15 protein-coding genes are annotated in these 12767 nt (G+C 60.9%); 2 read left to right on the top strand and 13 right to left on the bottom strand.

Annotation, left to right across the window (positions count from 1 at the left end):
- Positions 1-39: 39 nt before the first annotated feature.
- From IYW40_RS00970 to gvpN, 7 genes are all read right to left on the bottom strand, one after another.
- Positions 40-558 (bottom strand): Hsp20/alpha crystallin family protein, encoded by a 519-nt coding sequence (locus IYW40_RS00970; RefSeq protein WP_196399057.1) that lies wholly within the window; start codon positions 556-558, stop codon positions 40-42.
- Positions 551-874 (bottom strand): gas vesicle protein, encoded by a 324-nt coding sequence (locus tag IYW40_RS00965; protein ID WP_245433711.1) that lies wholly within the window; start codon positions 872-874, stop codon positions 551-553. Before IYW40_RS00965 ends, IYW40_RS00970 begins: the two co-directional genes overlap by 8 nt.
- 29 nt (positions 875-903) lie before the next feature.
- Positions 904-1539 (bottom strand): gas vesicle protein K, encoded by a 636-nt coding sequence (locus tag IYW40_RS00960; protein ID WP_196399056.1) that lies wholly within the window; start codon positions 1537-1539, stop codon positions 904-906.
- Positions 1514-1774 (bottom strand): gas vesicle protein GvpG, encoded by a 261-nt coding sequence (locus IYW40_RS00955; protein WP_196399055.1) that lies wholly within the window; start codon positions 1772-1774, stop codon positions 1514-1516. Before IYW40_RS00955 ends, IYW40_RS00960 begins: the two co-directional genes overlap by 26 nt.
- Positions 1775-1963: 189 nt before the next feature.
- Positions 1964-2701, bottom strand: coding sequence for a GvpL/GvpF family gas vesicle protein (locus IYW40_RS00950; RefSeq protein WP_196399054.1), 738 nt, complete (start codon positions 2699-2701; stop codon positions 1964-1966).
- A gap of 141 nt (positions 2702-2842) precedes the next feature.
- A complete protein-coding gene (locus IYW40_RS00945) occupies positions 2843-3124 on the bottom strand; it encodes a hypothetical protein (protein WP_196399053.1) in 282 nt (93 codons plus the stop codon).
- A gap of 476 nt (positions 3125-3600) precedes the next feature.
- Positions 3601-4584, bottom strand: coding sequence for a gas vesicle protein GvpN (gvpN, locus tag IYW40_RS00940; RefSeq protein ID WP_196399052.1), 984 nt, complete (start codon positions 4582-4584; stop codon positions 3601-3603).
- A 236-nt stretch (positions 4585-4820) separates the two neighbouring features.
- Between gvpN and IYW40_RS00935 the strand changes: the two genes are divergently transcribed.
- On the top strand, positions 4821-5225 hold the full coding sequence (locus tag IYW40_RS00935; RefSeq protein ID WP_196399051.1) for a hypothetical protein: 405 nt from the start codon (positions 4821-4823) through the stop codon (positions 5223-5225).
- Positions 5226-5431: 206 nt separating this feature from the next.
- Here IYW40_RS00935 and gvpA read toward each other — a convergent pair whose 3' ends face one another.
- From gvpA to IYW40_RS00910, 5 genes are all read right to left on the bottom strand, one after another.
- Positions 5432-5650, bottom strand: a complete 219-nt coding sequence (gene gvpA / locus IYW40_RS00930) for a gas vesicle structural protein GvpA (protein ID WP_123176516.1) — start codon at positions 5648-5650, stop codon at positions 5432-5434.
- A 211-nt stretch (positions 5651-5861) separates the two neighbouring features.
- Positions 5862-6269, bottom strand: a complete 408-nt coding sequence (locus IYW40_RS00925) for a response regulator (protein WP_196399050.1) — start codon at positions 6267-6269, stop codon at positions 5862-5864.
- Position 6270: 1 nt separating this feature from the next.
- On the bottom strand, positions 6271-7755 hold the full coding sequence (locus tag IYW40_RS00920) for an ATP-binding protein (protein ID WP_196399049.1): 1485 nt from the start codon (positions 7753-7755) through the stop codon (positions 6271-6273).
- Positions 7756-7798: 43 nt separating this feature from the next.
- On the bottom strand, positions 7799-8476 hold the full coding sequence (locus IYW40_RS00915) for a GvpL/GvpF family gas vesicle protein (RefSeq protein ID WP_196399048.1): 678 nt from the start codon (positions 8474-8476) through the stop codon (positions 7799-7801).
- Between the two features lie 152 nt (positions 8477-8628).
- Positions 8629-10011 carry a sigma-54 dependent transcriptional regulator gene (locus IYW40_RS00910; protein ID WP_281432851.1) on the bottom strand — a complete coding sequence of 461 codons (1383 nt, stop codon included), beginning with the start codon at positions 10009-10011 and terminating at the stop codon, positions 8629-8631.
- 915 nt (positions 10012-10926) lie between these two features.
- Here IYW40_RS00910 and dusA point away from each other — a divergent pair.
- Positions 10927-11940 carry a tRNA dihydrouridine(20/20a) synthase DusA gene (gene dusA, locus IYW40_RS00905; RefSeq protein ID WP_196399046.1) on the top strand — a complete coding sequence of 338 codons (1014 nt, stop codon included), beginning with the start codon at positions 10927-10929 and terminating at the stop codon, positions 11938-11940.
- Between the two features lie 19 nt (positions 11941-11959).
- On the opposite strand, the gene cobS is transcribed toward dusA, so the two are convergent.
- Positions 11960-12736, bottom strand: a complete 777-nt coding sequence (gene cobS / locus IYW40_RS00900) for an adenosylcobinamide-GDP ribazoletransferase (protein WP_348644212.1) — start codon at positions 12734-12736, stop codon at positions 11960-11962.
- Between the last annotated feature and the right edge of the window lie 31 nt (positions 12737-12767).

Below are 12767 nucleotides of genomic sequence, written 5' to 3'. Positions count from 1 at the left end.
AGGTTGCTCCGTTCCCAGCCACACCGCGACCGGGGGACGCTACGTTTGCTTGTTCAACCGAACCTCGAGAACGCCGTTGCGCAGATTGAGATGTGGCGAACCCGCGGCGAGTTTTTCTTCGATGAGAGTTTCCTTGCGGTAAAGTCTTTCGCCCGCCTTCGCCTCGAGCAGCAGGATATCGCCATCGAGGACACAGCGAACATCTTTGCGATCAACGCCAGGCAATTCAAAGAGCAGCACCATTTCGCCCGGTTCGTCGAATATGTCCGTGACGGGCTCGAGGACCTCGAGCGAGCTTCGCTTAGCCGCTCTTTGCGGCGGCGTTTCTGAGCGCGTCGGCCTCTCCTCCGAGGCCCGCTTCTCCGCCGCCGCTTCGCCTAGCGTGCGCGTTCCGAAGGAATATTCCATCACCCGCCCATCCTTCTCGTGCCGGCCGCGGCGTGGAAGCTGGTCGAAATCGGCGAGGACATTGAAAAGGTCGGAAAGCCCGCGCGCTATCTTTTCGAAGCCTGCGGCGCCAGTGACGTCATCCTTATCACTCGGGTCTTTCTTACTCATGAGCCGTACTCCCGCGTTCGAATGGCGCCGCCACGACGGCGCCCAGCGCCTGCTCGATCCGTCCCAATCGTTCATCCATCGCCTCCAGCGCCGCATTGCGCTCGGACGCCAGGCGGTCTGGACGTCCGGTATGGTTCCACCAATCGAGGCCGAGTTCGCGCGCCTTATCGACCGAGCAGATCACCAGGCGCAGTTGAATCGTCAACAGTTCGACCTCGACGAGCTTGATCGATATATCGCCGGCGACGACGACCCCTTTGTCGAGAATGCGCTCGAGCAAATCGGCGAGGTTCGTGCTCTCGACAGAATGCGTCATGGACTTGGCGGGAGGCATAGCGATACCTTTCATAGCGCGCCGTCGGGAACGCCGAGATCGAGGGAGATATCCTTGTCGGAAAAGCCGAACTGCCGCTGCAAGCGCAAGATTTCCTCGGCTTGAGCGATGAGCGCCATTCCGACATTATCGATCTGCGCGTCCGTGAGCCGCCCTGCCTCCATACGCCGCACGGCCTGACGTTCGAGCACCTCATGAAGCAATTTCACGAGGGTGAGCACGAGTCGGACGAGGCCTTGCGCCGGCGATGACCCGTCCGCGCTTCGGCGGTCATTCCGGGCGATCGGCGGGCGGCCATCGACTCTCCCCAGCGCGACGTCGCACGATCCGATTTCGGGCCGAGCAGCGGGTGTCTCCGACGACGGGGGCGGCGGGGGCGATGGGGGCGGGGGCGATGGGGGCGTCCGCGGACAGACCGCGGGGACGGGCGGAGCGCCATCTGGCCAGATCACGTCAACCGAACCCAACAGCAGTCGCAGATCGAGGAACAACAGGTCGACGTCCGCCAGCCCGATGGTCAGGTTGCCTTGCACCGACACGCCGCGTTGGAGGATTCGATCGAGCGCATCCGCCAGCGACAAATGATCGCGATATGGCGGCGCCGCGTTGGACGGGCCAAAGTCAGGAACTGGCATCGCCGTGGGCATCGCTTCCACCCTCCGAATGCAGACGATCGAGCCGGTCCAGCAATTTCTGTTCGCGCACGTCGAATTCCGCTTCTGTCATCGCTCCGCTGTCGAGCGCGCGGTGGAGCGCCGATAGATCAGCCATGACCGCCTGCTCCTCCGCCTCGATCTCCTTCTGGACAGCTTCATCGATCTTCTCGAGAACGAACATTAGACCGCGTAGCGGCGCCGCCAACAGGCTGTCGATGATGATCATGATCTTGTCCTCCGCCGATCGATGGCGCCGATGTATGCTTTCTCAGTCGTGCTTTTCGAACCGCGCTGCCGTGTCTGACGGTCAGAATTTTCCGCAAAATGGAGACCACAACATTCGACGTGGCCGCTAACAGATCATCGAGGATGAACATTGCCTCGTTCTCCCAGATAGACCGCGACGATGCGCGATCTATCGGTCGCTTGGATCGAACTGCACGAAATTATGCGGCAGCCATGGACCGCCGATATTGAAGGCGATGTCTTCGTCAGTCTGCGCCGCCGATTCATGGACGGCCGCTTCGAACCGATCGAGATCGGAGCGAGACACGAGCGCCGCAAGGTTCGCAATCTCCTTCTCGCCGCGAACCGGCAATGCGATGAGTTCGGCGCAGGACGCTCCAACCACCGCCATGACCTGCGAGGTTCGCGCATCGCGGTACTGCCGCAGCGCGTCGTTGACCATCTGGCCAAGGCGGATTCTGTCGTCGTACGAGGGCGCTCGGCGGCTGTGAAAAGTTCGTTCCCGCGCCGCCTTCAGCGCCGGCGTGCGTTCGACGACGTAGGCGATCGGATCGGGAACCTCAAGGCTCAAACGCAGACTCATTTCAATTGCGCCAGAGATGCGTTGCAGCTGCGCTGTAAGAGTCTCGTGATGCTCATCGAGGAAAAGGCGGAGATCGTCTTTCGATTTCGTTATAGTGCCAAACGCCATCGGCAAGAGATCGAACTTGGCGTTGAGAGCGGCGAGCACACGTTGCGTCGCGGCGATGTTACGGCGTTCGGCGCGCACCGCGCCGACTGGGCACTCGCTCACGACTGCGTAAAGGGAGCCCACATCGAGCCGATAGGCGGGCCGGTCGAAGACGCCGTGCAGCGGCGGCAATTCGCCATCGTCGGATCTGCCGACCGCATAGACGTAAAGGCCCATGAACCACCCTCCCGCGGGCCGGACCCGCCTGTTGGTTTTCTAAGACCATGACCTTCGAAAAGTTGCGGACTTTTCAACCAGGATCATGCTGGATATGAACGGATAGATTGTATGTTCGATCCGACTGGAGATGGTCATGCCTTAGCCGTCCTCCGGCCTGACGTTCTCGTACGACCAGACAGTCAAATCCGCGTCGAGTTCGAGCGTGTAGTGCTCCCGTTCGAGAACTTCTTGGGTCAGCGGGAGGCCGAGCATCTTGACCTCTAGATTCGGCACGAGAATTTCGGCTTCAGCGGACCATCCCTCCGAGCCGCGGTCGACGGGGACGATCTTGGTGATGCGGACTTCCTGCGCGCCCAGTTCGGTCGAAAGAAACCGCTCCACCGCGGCGCGAGCCGCCGACAGCCTGCCAATGGGCGCCACCGCAGACTCCGGCGTTAAAAGCGGCGGTGTCTTGACGATCGGTGTCTTTTGATGAGGCGCCGCATGTTCGGCTTTTTCACTTTTCTGCACCATTTGTTTTGTCCCCCGGCATTCAGGTCGTGAGTCGCCGTTCAGGCGTCTCAGTAGTTGATTTGAAAATGTCGCGTCGCTGGCCGACGTCCGACGGGCGACCGATGCGGCGCCTGGACTGCCTGTGCTCGAGGAGCAGTCCCGTCGAGACTCGCGTGAATGCTGGCAATTTCAGCGTCGATCTCACGAAACCGGTCGCGGATTATGTCGGAGCGATCTCTGCAAGTCCGCAATTCTTGTGTTCGCCGCGCGCGCTCTAGCTCGAGAAAGCTGATACGGAGATAAGCTTTGTGAGCGGGAATCTGCGTATCCGAACGCCCGGTCAGCGTTCGTAGCTCGGCAAGTCCCCGTGATGGCCGTCTTTCAAGCGCCATTGTCATCGTCCCCTAATTGAGCGGCGCAGCGTCGCCCACGCTCTCCAACCGCCGAAGAAGAAAATCGACGAAAGCAGACGAGATCGCGCCTTCGCTCTTTCCAGGCTTCGACGTCTGGCTGAGGATGTCCCGGCTCGACCAAACAAAGACGGAGTTGCGCAAGCTCGCTTCGCCGCCACGCGCGGCGAGCACCCGTGCAATGGCGATCGAAGCCCGCAGAGTTGGATGATGAGGATCCTCGCCCTCCGAGCGGCACAGCCTCACCAAATCGACCACTCGCGCGGCGCGCGCCATATCAAGGCCGGATTTACTGGCCGCGATGGCGACCTCTGTCTCACGGTCATAATGGTCGAGAGGGAGCGTGATCATACGATCCAACAGCGCGTCTTGGGTACGGTAAACGCCCGCATACTCGGCCGGGTTCGAGGTAAATATCGCTCGAAACCGGGGATGGACGTTGACGTAACCTTCGCCTCGACCATGTAAGCCAGGAACATTGAGGACACCTTCCGACAAGATGCTCAGGAAGGGGTTGTTGGCCTCCGGCTTGCTGCGGTTGAATTCGTCGTAAATGATCGAATGGCCGAGCCGGCAAGCTGTCGTGATGCGGTTGTCGATCCAGAGGGCGCGCCCTTCCTCTTCGAGCTTGACGACGGACGCGATGTAGTTATCCACGACGCGCGACTTGTGATAGCCGCTCTCGCGCCCGATCAGGTCGGAGCTACCGAACTCGTGATCGCCATGAAGCAAGATGGCCGGTCGACCAAGCTGCGCGGCGACATGGAAAGCGAGAGTCGTCTTCCCTGTGCCGGCTGGCCCAGAGAAATGAACCGCATAGCCCGCTTCGAGATAAGCGAGGGCTCGTTCCGTGATGTCCTGGACAGCCGGAGAGGTCACGAATGCATTGCTCGGGCCCAGAGCGATGGAGCCATGATCGTCACCAGAAGATTCATCGGCGATCGGATCACGGCTTGGAAAGGCGGCGACAGCGCTCATTTCTCATCCTTTCCATGACGATCGCTCGAGCCTTTATGGCCCCAACCGCCGAACGGACGCTTTCCTGACCGAGTAGCCGTGTCCGGCGCTTGCGCAGCGGCGATATCATGCGCGGGAGCGGATGGACTCCGCGGAACAGACGATTCTGTTTGAGCAGGGGGGGACTCGGGCGCCGACCGATGGGCGGCTTGGGGGACGACCTGTCGCCGGCTTCCATTCCATATGGCGACCGCTTCATGACGATCCAACGCGTAAGCTGCGAGACGTTCGCGGATCGCCGCGGCGCGATCGCGACCATCTTTGGCGAAATTGTCGAGAAGGCCGGCGACGCTATTGGTCAGATCACGCATGAAGACAGCCGCCTTATCACGCTGCGCCACCGCGAGTTCCTGGAAGTGCTGCCGACGCGCAACCCGCACGCGCCGGAATTGCCCCATAAGCAACTTCAACTCGCTGCGCCGTCCGTTGATTACGACAATCGCCTCTCTTCTGTATTCGCGAGTGGCTCTGCCCCGCGCCGTCTTCAATCCTTGCATCAACGACTGGACTTCGCCGTGGCGCGCACTCGTTGCCCGCTTGGCTTCCGCCGCTTGCTCGTGGCTCGCTCTGACGCGCGACGCATTCAAGCGCTGCAGCAATGAGCGGACTTCGATCCGACGATTTCTCGTCGCGTTCTTAATCTCTATCGCCAGTTTACTGCGCTGCTGCCGACCCGACGTGATGCCGTCCGCCACGCGCGCCATGCCTTCCGCCACTTTCGCCATGTCGAATCCTCCGTTTCAGGCCTGTCGCCGCCGGAAGCGTGAGCCAAGGACCGCTCACCCTCCCGGCAAGCATTGGCTGTAAGTTACGCGGGCGCTGCGGCGGAGGCTGTTAGGCCGACCGCTTCGGCGTATTTGAGGTAGGTCTCGACGGAGGCCACCACGACGCGAGCTTCGATCGTGATCAGCTCAATTCCCACAAGCGAAACCTTGACCCACGCATCGATGACGATGCCTTTGTCGAGGATCCGATCGACGACTTCGGCGAGGCTCGACGAGTCAGTGGACTTTTGTACGCGTGCCATGAGTATCTCCTTAATGACGTCTCTGAGCTCTTCGCGAACTTGCCGGAATGAATCGATATTCTTCCGGCCGCTATGTGAGGAGCAAACGCGATGCCAATCGGACGCACTTTCGCAAGTAATAAAGTAGCTGTGCGAAATCAGATGATTGAGAATTCAACGCCAATTCCAACTCGCAGCGGCGCGTGCAGAATGCGGGCGAGCGCGCCCGGTATCATGGGCGATGTTTCCCGTTGCTCTTTCCCGTGACCGCCGCCACGATCGCATCGATCTGAAACGGCTTGGCGAGGAAACCGTCGATCGCAGACGACTGCACAGCTTCCAATATCCGTATGTCGTCTTCGAAATAATAACCGGAGATCATGATTATTCGCATTGCCGGCCGTAAACTATGCAGCTCCTCGATTAGACGCAGGCCATCCATATCCGGCAGCCGGGCGTCGACAAAGGCGATCGGAAAGGCATGGACTGCAACCGATGCGATAGCCTCTTGCGCCGAGCAGACGGTTGTTACAGCGCAACCCAAACCGGTTAGCGCGACCTCGAGAATCCAGCACATGTCTTGGTCGTCATCGACGACGAGGACCTTTTCAGGCACGGTTGGAGTCACGACCGCCGTCAAATCAGGATAACTCCTCGGCGTGCGTATCCCGGTCGCGCGCGACGGGGATACGCACGATGAATGTTGTGCCCTGGTGCGGCGAGCTGCGGACGGTCACGCTGCCACCGTGCTGGCGCACGATCGAATGAGACACGGAAAGGCCGAGCCCGGATCGGCGGCTGTCAGACCGCGTCGTGAAGAAAGGATCGAAAATTTTCGAAACATGAGCCTCTGGTATCCCCGGGCCCGTATCACTGATTTCGATGATGATCTCGGCCCCTTCGCGCCGAACGGCGATGGTCAACCTGCCACCGCTGGGCATCGCTTGGAAGGCGTTCAGAACGAAATTGATGATGACGAGTTCGAGAAGGTTCTGCACGCCCTCGGCATAAAGAGAGTCCGTTATGAACGGCAGCTTCCACTCGATTGCGGTTCCCGCCGCGGCCTCGCCAGAAGCGAACATCAGCGCGTTCTTTAGCATATCGAGCACATTGATCTTGGTTGTCTCGCTGATCGGCCCCGGCCGCGCAAAACGCAAGAGGCTTTCAACGACGAGAGACGCCCGATCGATGCCGCCGATAACCTTGTCGATGCACTCTCCGAGTAGAACCGGCGCGGCAATTCTGCCTTTCATGAGCTGCGCAGCGGCGGAGCTGACTCCTAATGGATTTCGGATCTCATGGGCGATGCCGCCGATAACCATGCCAAGCGCGGCAAGCTTCTCGCCTTGGTGAATCTGCGCTTCCATGGCGCGCTGCTCGACGAGATTGCGTCCGACGACCACGACCCCCGTAACCTTGCCGCTGTCGTCGGTCATCCGCGACAGCCGCCAGGACACAGGTATGCTTTCTCCATTGCGGCATCGCATCGGCCATTCGACCGAGCGACGATCGTCGATCTCGGCAATTCCACGGTAGCACGCTTCGACATCTTGATTTTGAGGTTCTTCTATATGGTCCGCGAGCTTGGAGTTGCGAACTTCGACATGCGTGTAGCCGGTGGATTTCTCCGCCGCAGTATTCCAAGTCATGATCGCCCCTTGCGGGTCCGTGGAGACGATGAGGTCCCCTGCGCTCTCCACGATGCTGGCAAGATGCAGCTGCATCCGCCGCACTTCCTCTCCCAGTTGCAACAGGTCCGTCACGTCGTCCATTACTAAGATAGCGCCGCGCCGACCTCTCTGTAGCTGCAGCGGACAGATGCTATAGGAATATGTTCGGAGCGATACGCCCGGCGCTCGATAGGTCATGCGCTGGCGATGCAATGTCCTGCCGGTGGCGATAACGTCTCGGATCTGGTGATCCAGCGCCGTGTCTTGGAACGCGGCGGGAAAAATCTCGTGCAAGCGGCGGCCGAGCGTCGAGCTCAAGACGCCTCGAGATTTTTCCAGGAAATTGTTGTTGACGGATAAGACGGCGAGGCGTTCGTCAAGGATCAGAATCGACGAGGGGATCGTCGCCATCACGGCATGAAAAAAGCTTTCGTAATCGAGCGTGGCGAGGAACATAATACCTCTCGAAAAATCATGGTCATTTAAAAACCATGGTCATTTATTGGGGTGATTTGAGATCCGGCCGAAAACTGAACGGTGGCCAGGGGCCAGACAATGTGACCGTGACATCACGGCGCGCAGCGTCCGCGGCAATCTCCTCTATGCGCGTCCGCATCGCGGCGACATTTGATAGCGGCACGAGGAGGGCATAACGGGCGATAGGCCGGCTCCCTTCGGAGTCGGGCAGGCGATGGACGTCTTGGAGGCGAATGCCTGCCGTCAACGGCCGCAGCTCCAGGACGAAGTCGCTCACGAAGGCGGCGGCTTCGGCGCAGCCGAAATCGACCAGCGCGGCGCGATCCCGGCAGAGACGCATATAGCGGGCGCCCTTCGGCAGCTCCCGCCAGTCCGGCCATTTGTTACAAGCTAATTTGTCCAGGATATCTGGGCGGTCAAACTGGGCGACCGCCCGCAATTCCCACTCCTCCTTGTCCGCGACGGCCTCGAAGAAATCAGCGATCGTCGCTTCGTGAGCACGCATGAACGTCGTCAGACTGGCAATGTTCGAATAGAGGGTTCCGAAGGGGACGGGGAAGACCGGCGATCGTCGCATCGCCCAATCCATGATCTCGGCATGGCGACGAACGCGAGGCGCGAGCCAGGCGACATCGGCCAAACGACGTTCGGCGTCAGCGCCGCAATAATCCGCCGTCGGCGCGACGCCAATCAAGGCCACGAGCTCCTACACGGTGCAGCATGAGCCGCCGCTCCGGCGGTTCATCGGGCGGCTCGAGAGAGTCGGCGCACTCGATGAAGGCGAATAGGCAGATCACTTCTTCGGCGGCCGCCAAAGGCAAATCGGCGTCGCTGCCAGCGAGTGGGAACGATTCAACTTCGGCCATCGGGGACTGCTCCCTCGCGTCCCTCAAACAACTTTAGCTTCATGCGATAGGTCTTGTAGTCTATGCCGAGGAGACGAGCCGCCTTGGCTTTGTTGCCTCTCGCTTGCTCGAGCGCGCCAACGATGGCGTCGCGCTCGACCGCGCGAACATGGCGCTGAACGCGATGACGCAACGATGTAGAACCGTCCGGCGTATCTCGAGCAGGGACGACAGGCGCGACACCTTGGCCGAGACTGTCCGCGAACTGGGAAGGGCCCAGTGTGTCTGACACGGTAAGGGCGGCCCGCCGCATGACGTTGCGTAACTCTCGGACATTGCCCGGCCAATGATAGGCTCGAAGCAGATCCAGGGCCGACGACGTGACTTCAACCGGCGGCCGCCCCAAGGCCTCGCGCGCTTGCGTCAGAAAGCGCTGCGTGAGGAATACGATGTCCTCCTGACGCGAGCGCAAGGGCGGAACGGTGATGACATATTCGGCCAATCGAAAGAAGAGATCTTCGCGAAAGGCTCCTGTCTGGGCGTGTTCCTTGAGGTCGTCGTTGCTGGCCGCGATGACGCGCACGTCCAGGTCGATCAGCTCGCCTCCGCCTACTCTGCGAATCTTGCGCTCCTCGAGGGTCCGCAGCAAAGCTTTCTGCCCCGTCGAAGCGAGATTTCCAATTTCGTCTAGGAAGACAGTTCCGCCGTTGGCGGCCGCCTCGAACCAACCGCGGCGCCGGTCGCCGGCGCCGGTGAACGCTCCTTTCTCGTGGCCGAAAAATTCGCTGTCGGTCAAGGCCTCGGAGATGGCGCCGCAATCGACCACCACGAATGGGCGGGCTGCGCGGCGGCCGTACCGATGCAGGCTGCAAGCGACGAGCTCCTTGCCGGTGCCGGTCTCCCCTTGGATGACGACGGAATAATCGGTCGAGATGACGGCCTCGATCTGCGCGGCCAACTTCTGGATGGCAGGACCTTGCCCCATCGTCGCGGTGACGGCGGCGCGGACGCCAGTGGCCACAGAATGAGCGGCATGTCTGCGCGCGACCGCCCGCTGCACAGTGTCCAGGAGATGCTCGTTGCGGAACGGCTTGGTGAGGTAATCAAAAGCGCCATCGTGCACCGCGCTCACCGCTCCGGAGATCGTGCCGTGGGCAGTGATGATAATGACCGGCAGAGTGGGGTCGAGTCGCCGCAGCCGTCGCAAGACCTCTTCGCCGCCGAGGCCGGGCATCCGAATGTCGAGAAGAACCGTATCCGGCGTTCGGCGGCTGGCAATCTCGAGGCCGACTCCTCCGGCTTCTGCTTCCGCCACGCTGAACCCGGCGTCCGCCAAGATATTTCGCATGGCCCAGCGCATATCCGAGTCATCATCGATCAGCAGAATCATAGCGTGCTGCGTGTCAATGCTATTTTTTTTGAAACCCATGGGCATCTACCCAAAAGATGTCGACGCGCAACTACACTTAGGAGGTTCTCATGCCCGGACAAGCCAATTTTTCTTTATATATTATATACCTAGCGGCTTTTGGCGCGGGCGCGCGGAGCATAACGATAAGCATAATCCAATAGGGCATTTTGCCGCAAGAGAAATAATGCAAACAGTCGTAAGCATTGCAACGAAATATGAGGCGCCCTCGCGAAAGTGGTCCGCGATTGATGTTCGTTTTCTGTAAGCGCCTTTCCGATCACCTATGCGGCGAGGCTTGACGCGGTGACGAAGCTCATGAGCGCCTTCGCAACGTTTTCAAGTCTTTGTGACCTGTAACCAACGCGACCTGCTCTATAGCAAACCCTACCTCAAAGAGACGGCTCCTACCCCTCATGTCGCAAATCATCGAAATGCAAATCCTCGATCTTTAATTCACGGCATTGCCCTCGAAAGGCGCCGACTTTCCGTTGTAGGGAACAATTCGCCCCTGCCTTTTCCGAAATGTCTTGTCCTGTGTTACTTTCGAATGCAGCGACGAGCCTGAAGGTCCTCCCGATGGAGACGCACGAGATCGCCGAACGTCTTGGCGTTCCTTCGCGCACGTTTGGTTGGAGAATTCACCACGATCACTCCAGCGCTCGACGTCCAGCGCCCATTCCTCCGCGTTGCGGCGGCGGAGAAACGACTCGTTGACATATTTTCCTTTGCGCCGAACCTGAGCGCGCTAGGATTCAGACTTGAGCCTCGTGAACGTCGCCATTTCGTGTGCGCTCTGTGTGCACTGAGAAAGTCGAAAAGTCGCGAAAACTGTCGTATCGAGGCGTAGAACAGAGTGCATACGACGCGATCTCTGCCGTTGAGAATAAGCTGATAATGCTTACAAATCACGAGATTAGATTCTCCGTGGCGCCGATGATGGATTGGACGGATCGGCACTGCCGATACTTCCATCGTCTCTTGTCGCGCCGCGCGCGCCTGTACACGGAAATGCTCACGACGGGCGCGGTGATCCATGGCGATCGGGCGCGGCTGATGGCGTTCGATCCGTTTGAGCAGCCCGTCGCCATGCAGCTCGGCGGCGCCGAGCCGGCTGCGCTGGCGAAGGCCGCGAACATCGTCGAAAAGTTTGGCTATGCGGAGGTCAATCTCAATGTTGGTTGCCCGTCGGATCGCGTGCAGAACGGCGCGTTCGGGGCCTGTCTCATGCGCGAGCCGGCGCTCGTCGGCGACTGCGTCAAGGCGATGAAGGACGTCGTCTCAATTCCTGTTACGGTGAAATGCCGCATCGGCGTCGACGATCAGGAGGAACATGCGCTGTTCGCGCTTACGGAAGCCTGCGTCGAAAGCGGCGCCGACGCGCTGTTCGTGCATGCGCGAAAGGCCTGGCTCAAGGGCCTCTCGCCAAAGGAAAACAGGGACGTCCCGCCGCTGGACTATCCGCTGGTGCACCGTCTCAAGCGCGCCCTGCCCGACGTTCCCATTGCCATCAATGGCGGCCTGACGCGGATGGCGGAGATGCAGGAGCAGCTGCAATTCGTCGATGGCGTGATGATCGGGCGCGCGGCCTATCACGATCCTGCGTTGCTTCTTGATGTCGACCCAGAATTGTTTGGACAGCCGGCGCCGGCGGCAGACCTCTTCGAGGCCGTCGACGCCTTTCTCCCCTATGTCGAGCGACAGTTGGCGAGAGGCGAACGGCTTGCCGCCATGACGCGCCATCTTCTCGGGCTTTTTGTTGGCATGCCGGGCGCGCGGTCGTTCCGTCGACGGCTGGCGCTCGAGGCCGTTGCGCCTGGCGCCGGAGTCGAAACGCTGCTCGAGGCCGTCGGCGAAGTGCGCGCCGCTCGGACGCGCTTTGCCGGAGCGGCGAATTTGGAAGACGCCTAATCGACCGAAATCGCCTGACTCACACAGCTGACAACGCCGCCAGAATGGCGATCTCGGCGAGCTGCTGCGCGGCGCCGAGCACATCGCCCGTGTAGCCCCCGATCTGTTTTTTGGCGAGATTGGCGATGAGAGCGGCGACGGCGAAGGCGGCGACGATCGCAACCGCGATCTGGCTTGCGCCGGCGCCGGCGAGCCAGGGCGCAAGGCCAATGCCGGCGGCGGCGAACCAGGCGCGCACCCAGACCTCACGCGAGGGCGCAGCGACGGTCGCGCCCAGACCATCGGCGCGCGCTGGCGGAAGCCACATCATCGGCGCCAGTCCGGCGACGCGCGATAGAGCGCCGGCGAAGACGAGCGCGAACGCCCCGAGCGCGACGCTTCGCTCAAAGAGTGACGCGAGCGCCGCGACGCGCAGCAGGATCGAGAAACACAGCGCCAGGGCGCCATAGGTCCCAACGCGGCTATCGCGCATAATGGCGAGCTTCGACTCTCGCGTCGCGCCGCCGCCGAACCCGTCCGCGACATCCGCGAGTCCGTCCTCGTGCAGCGCGCCTGTGGCGAGCACGAGGACCGCGACAGCGACGAGCGCGCAGACGAGCGGAGGAAAATGGCAGATGCGCGCGACGAGCAAAGCAGCGGCGCCCGTGGCGCCGATCAAGGCGCCGGCGATCGGCAACGCCGGCGCCATGCGCGCGAAATCAAGCCGCGAAGGAGCGCCGTCGCCGATCGGAAGGCGCGAATAGAACCGCAAAAAGGTCAGGACGTCGGCGAGGAGTCCGCGCAGCATCGGTTCCATTTTCGGCGCCTCGTCCGATTTGTCGAGAAGC

Origin of the sequence: Methylocystis sp. H4A, from assembly GCF_015709545.1 — a bacterium.
Lineage (GTDB): Bacteria > Pseudomonadota > Alphaproteobacteria > Rhizobiales > Beijerinckiaceae > Methylocystis > Methylocystis silviterrae.
Note: the sequence above shows the minus strand (reverse complement) of the source record. Positions and strands in the feature narration are given on the sequence as shown.

Coding starts and splice junctions, on each gene's coding strand:
- IYW40_RS00970 (WP_196399057.1), bottom strand. CDS start 558: ATGAGTAAGAAAGACCCGAGTGATAAGGATGACGTCACTGGCGCCGCA.
- IYW40_RS00965 (WP_245433711.1), bottom strand. CDS start 874: ATGACGCATTCTGTCGAGAGCACGAACCTCGCCGATTTGCTCGAGCGC.
- IYW40_RS00960 (WP_196399056.1), bottom strand. CDS start 1,539: ATGCCCACGGCGATGCCAGTTCCTGACTTTGGCCCGTCCAACGCGGCG.
- IYW40_RS00955 (WP_196399055.1), bottom strand. CDS start 1,774: ATGATCATCATCGACAGCCTGTTGGCGGCGCCGCTACGCGGTCTAATG.
- IYW40_RS00950 (WP_196399054.1), bottom strand. CDS start 2,701: ATGGGCCTTTACGTCTATGCGGTCGGCAGATCCGACGATGGCGAATTG.
- gvpN (WP_196399052.1), bottom strand. CDS start 4,584: ATGAGCGCTGTCGCCGCCTTTCCAAGCCGTGATCCGATCGCCGATGAA.
- IYW40_RS00935 (WP_196399051.1), top strand. CDS start 4,821: ATGACGATCCAACGCGTAAGCTGCGAGACGTTCGCGGATCGCCGCGGC.
- gvpA (WP_123176516.1), bottom strand. CDS start 5,650: ATGGCACGCGTACAAAAGTCCACTGACTCGTCGAGCCTCGCCGAAGTC.
- IYW40_RS00920 (WP_196399049.1), bottom strand. CDS start 7,755: ATGTTCCTCGCCACGCTCGATTACGAAAGCTTTTTTCATGCCGTGATG.
- IYW40_RS00910 (WP_281432851.1), bottom strand. CDS start 10,011: ATGATTCTGCTGATCGATGATGACTCGGATATGCGCTGGGCCATGCGA.
- dusA (WP_196399046.1), top strand. CDS start 10,927: ATGCTTACAAATCACGAGATTAGATTCTCCGTGGCGCCGATGATGGAT.
- cobS (WP_348644212.1), bottom strand. CDS start 12,736: ATGGAACCGATGCTGCGCGGACTCCTCGCCGACGTCCTGACCTTTTTG.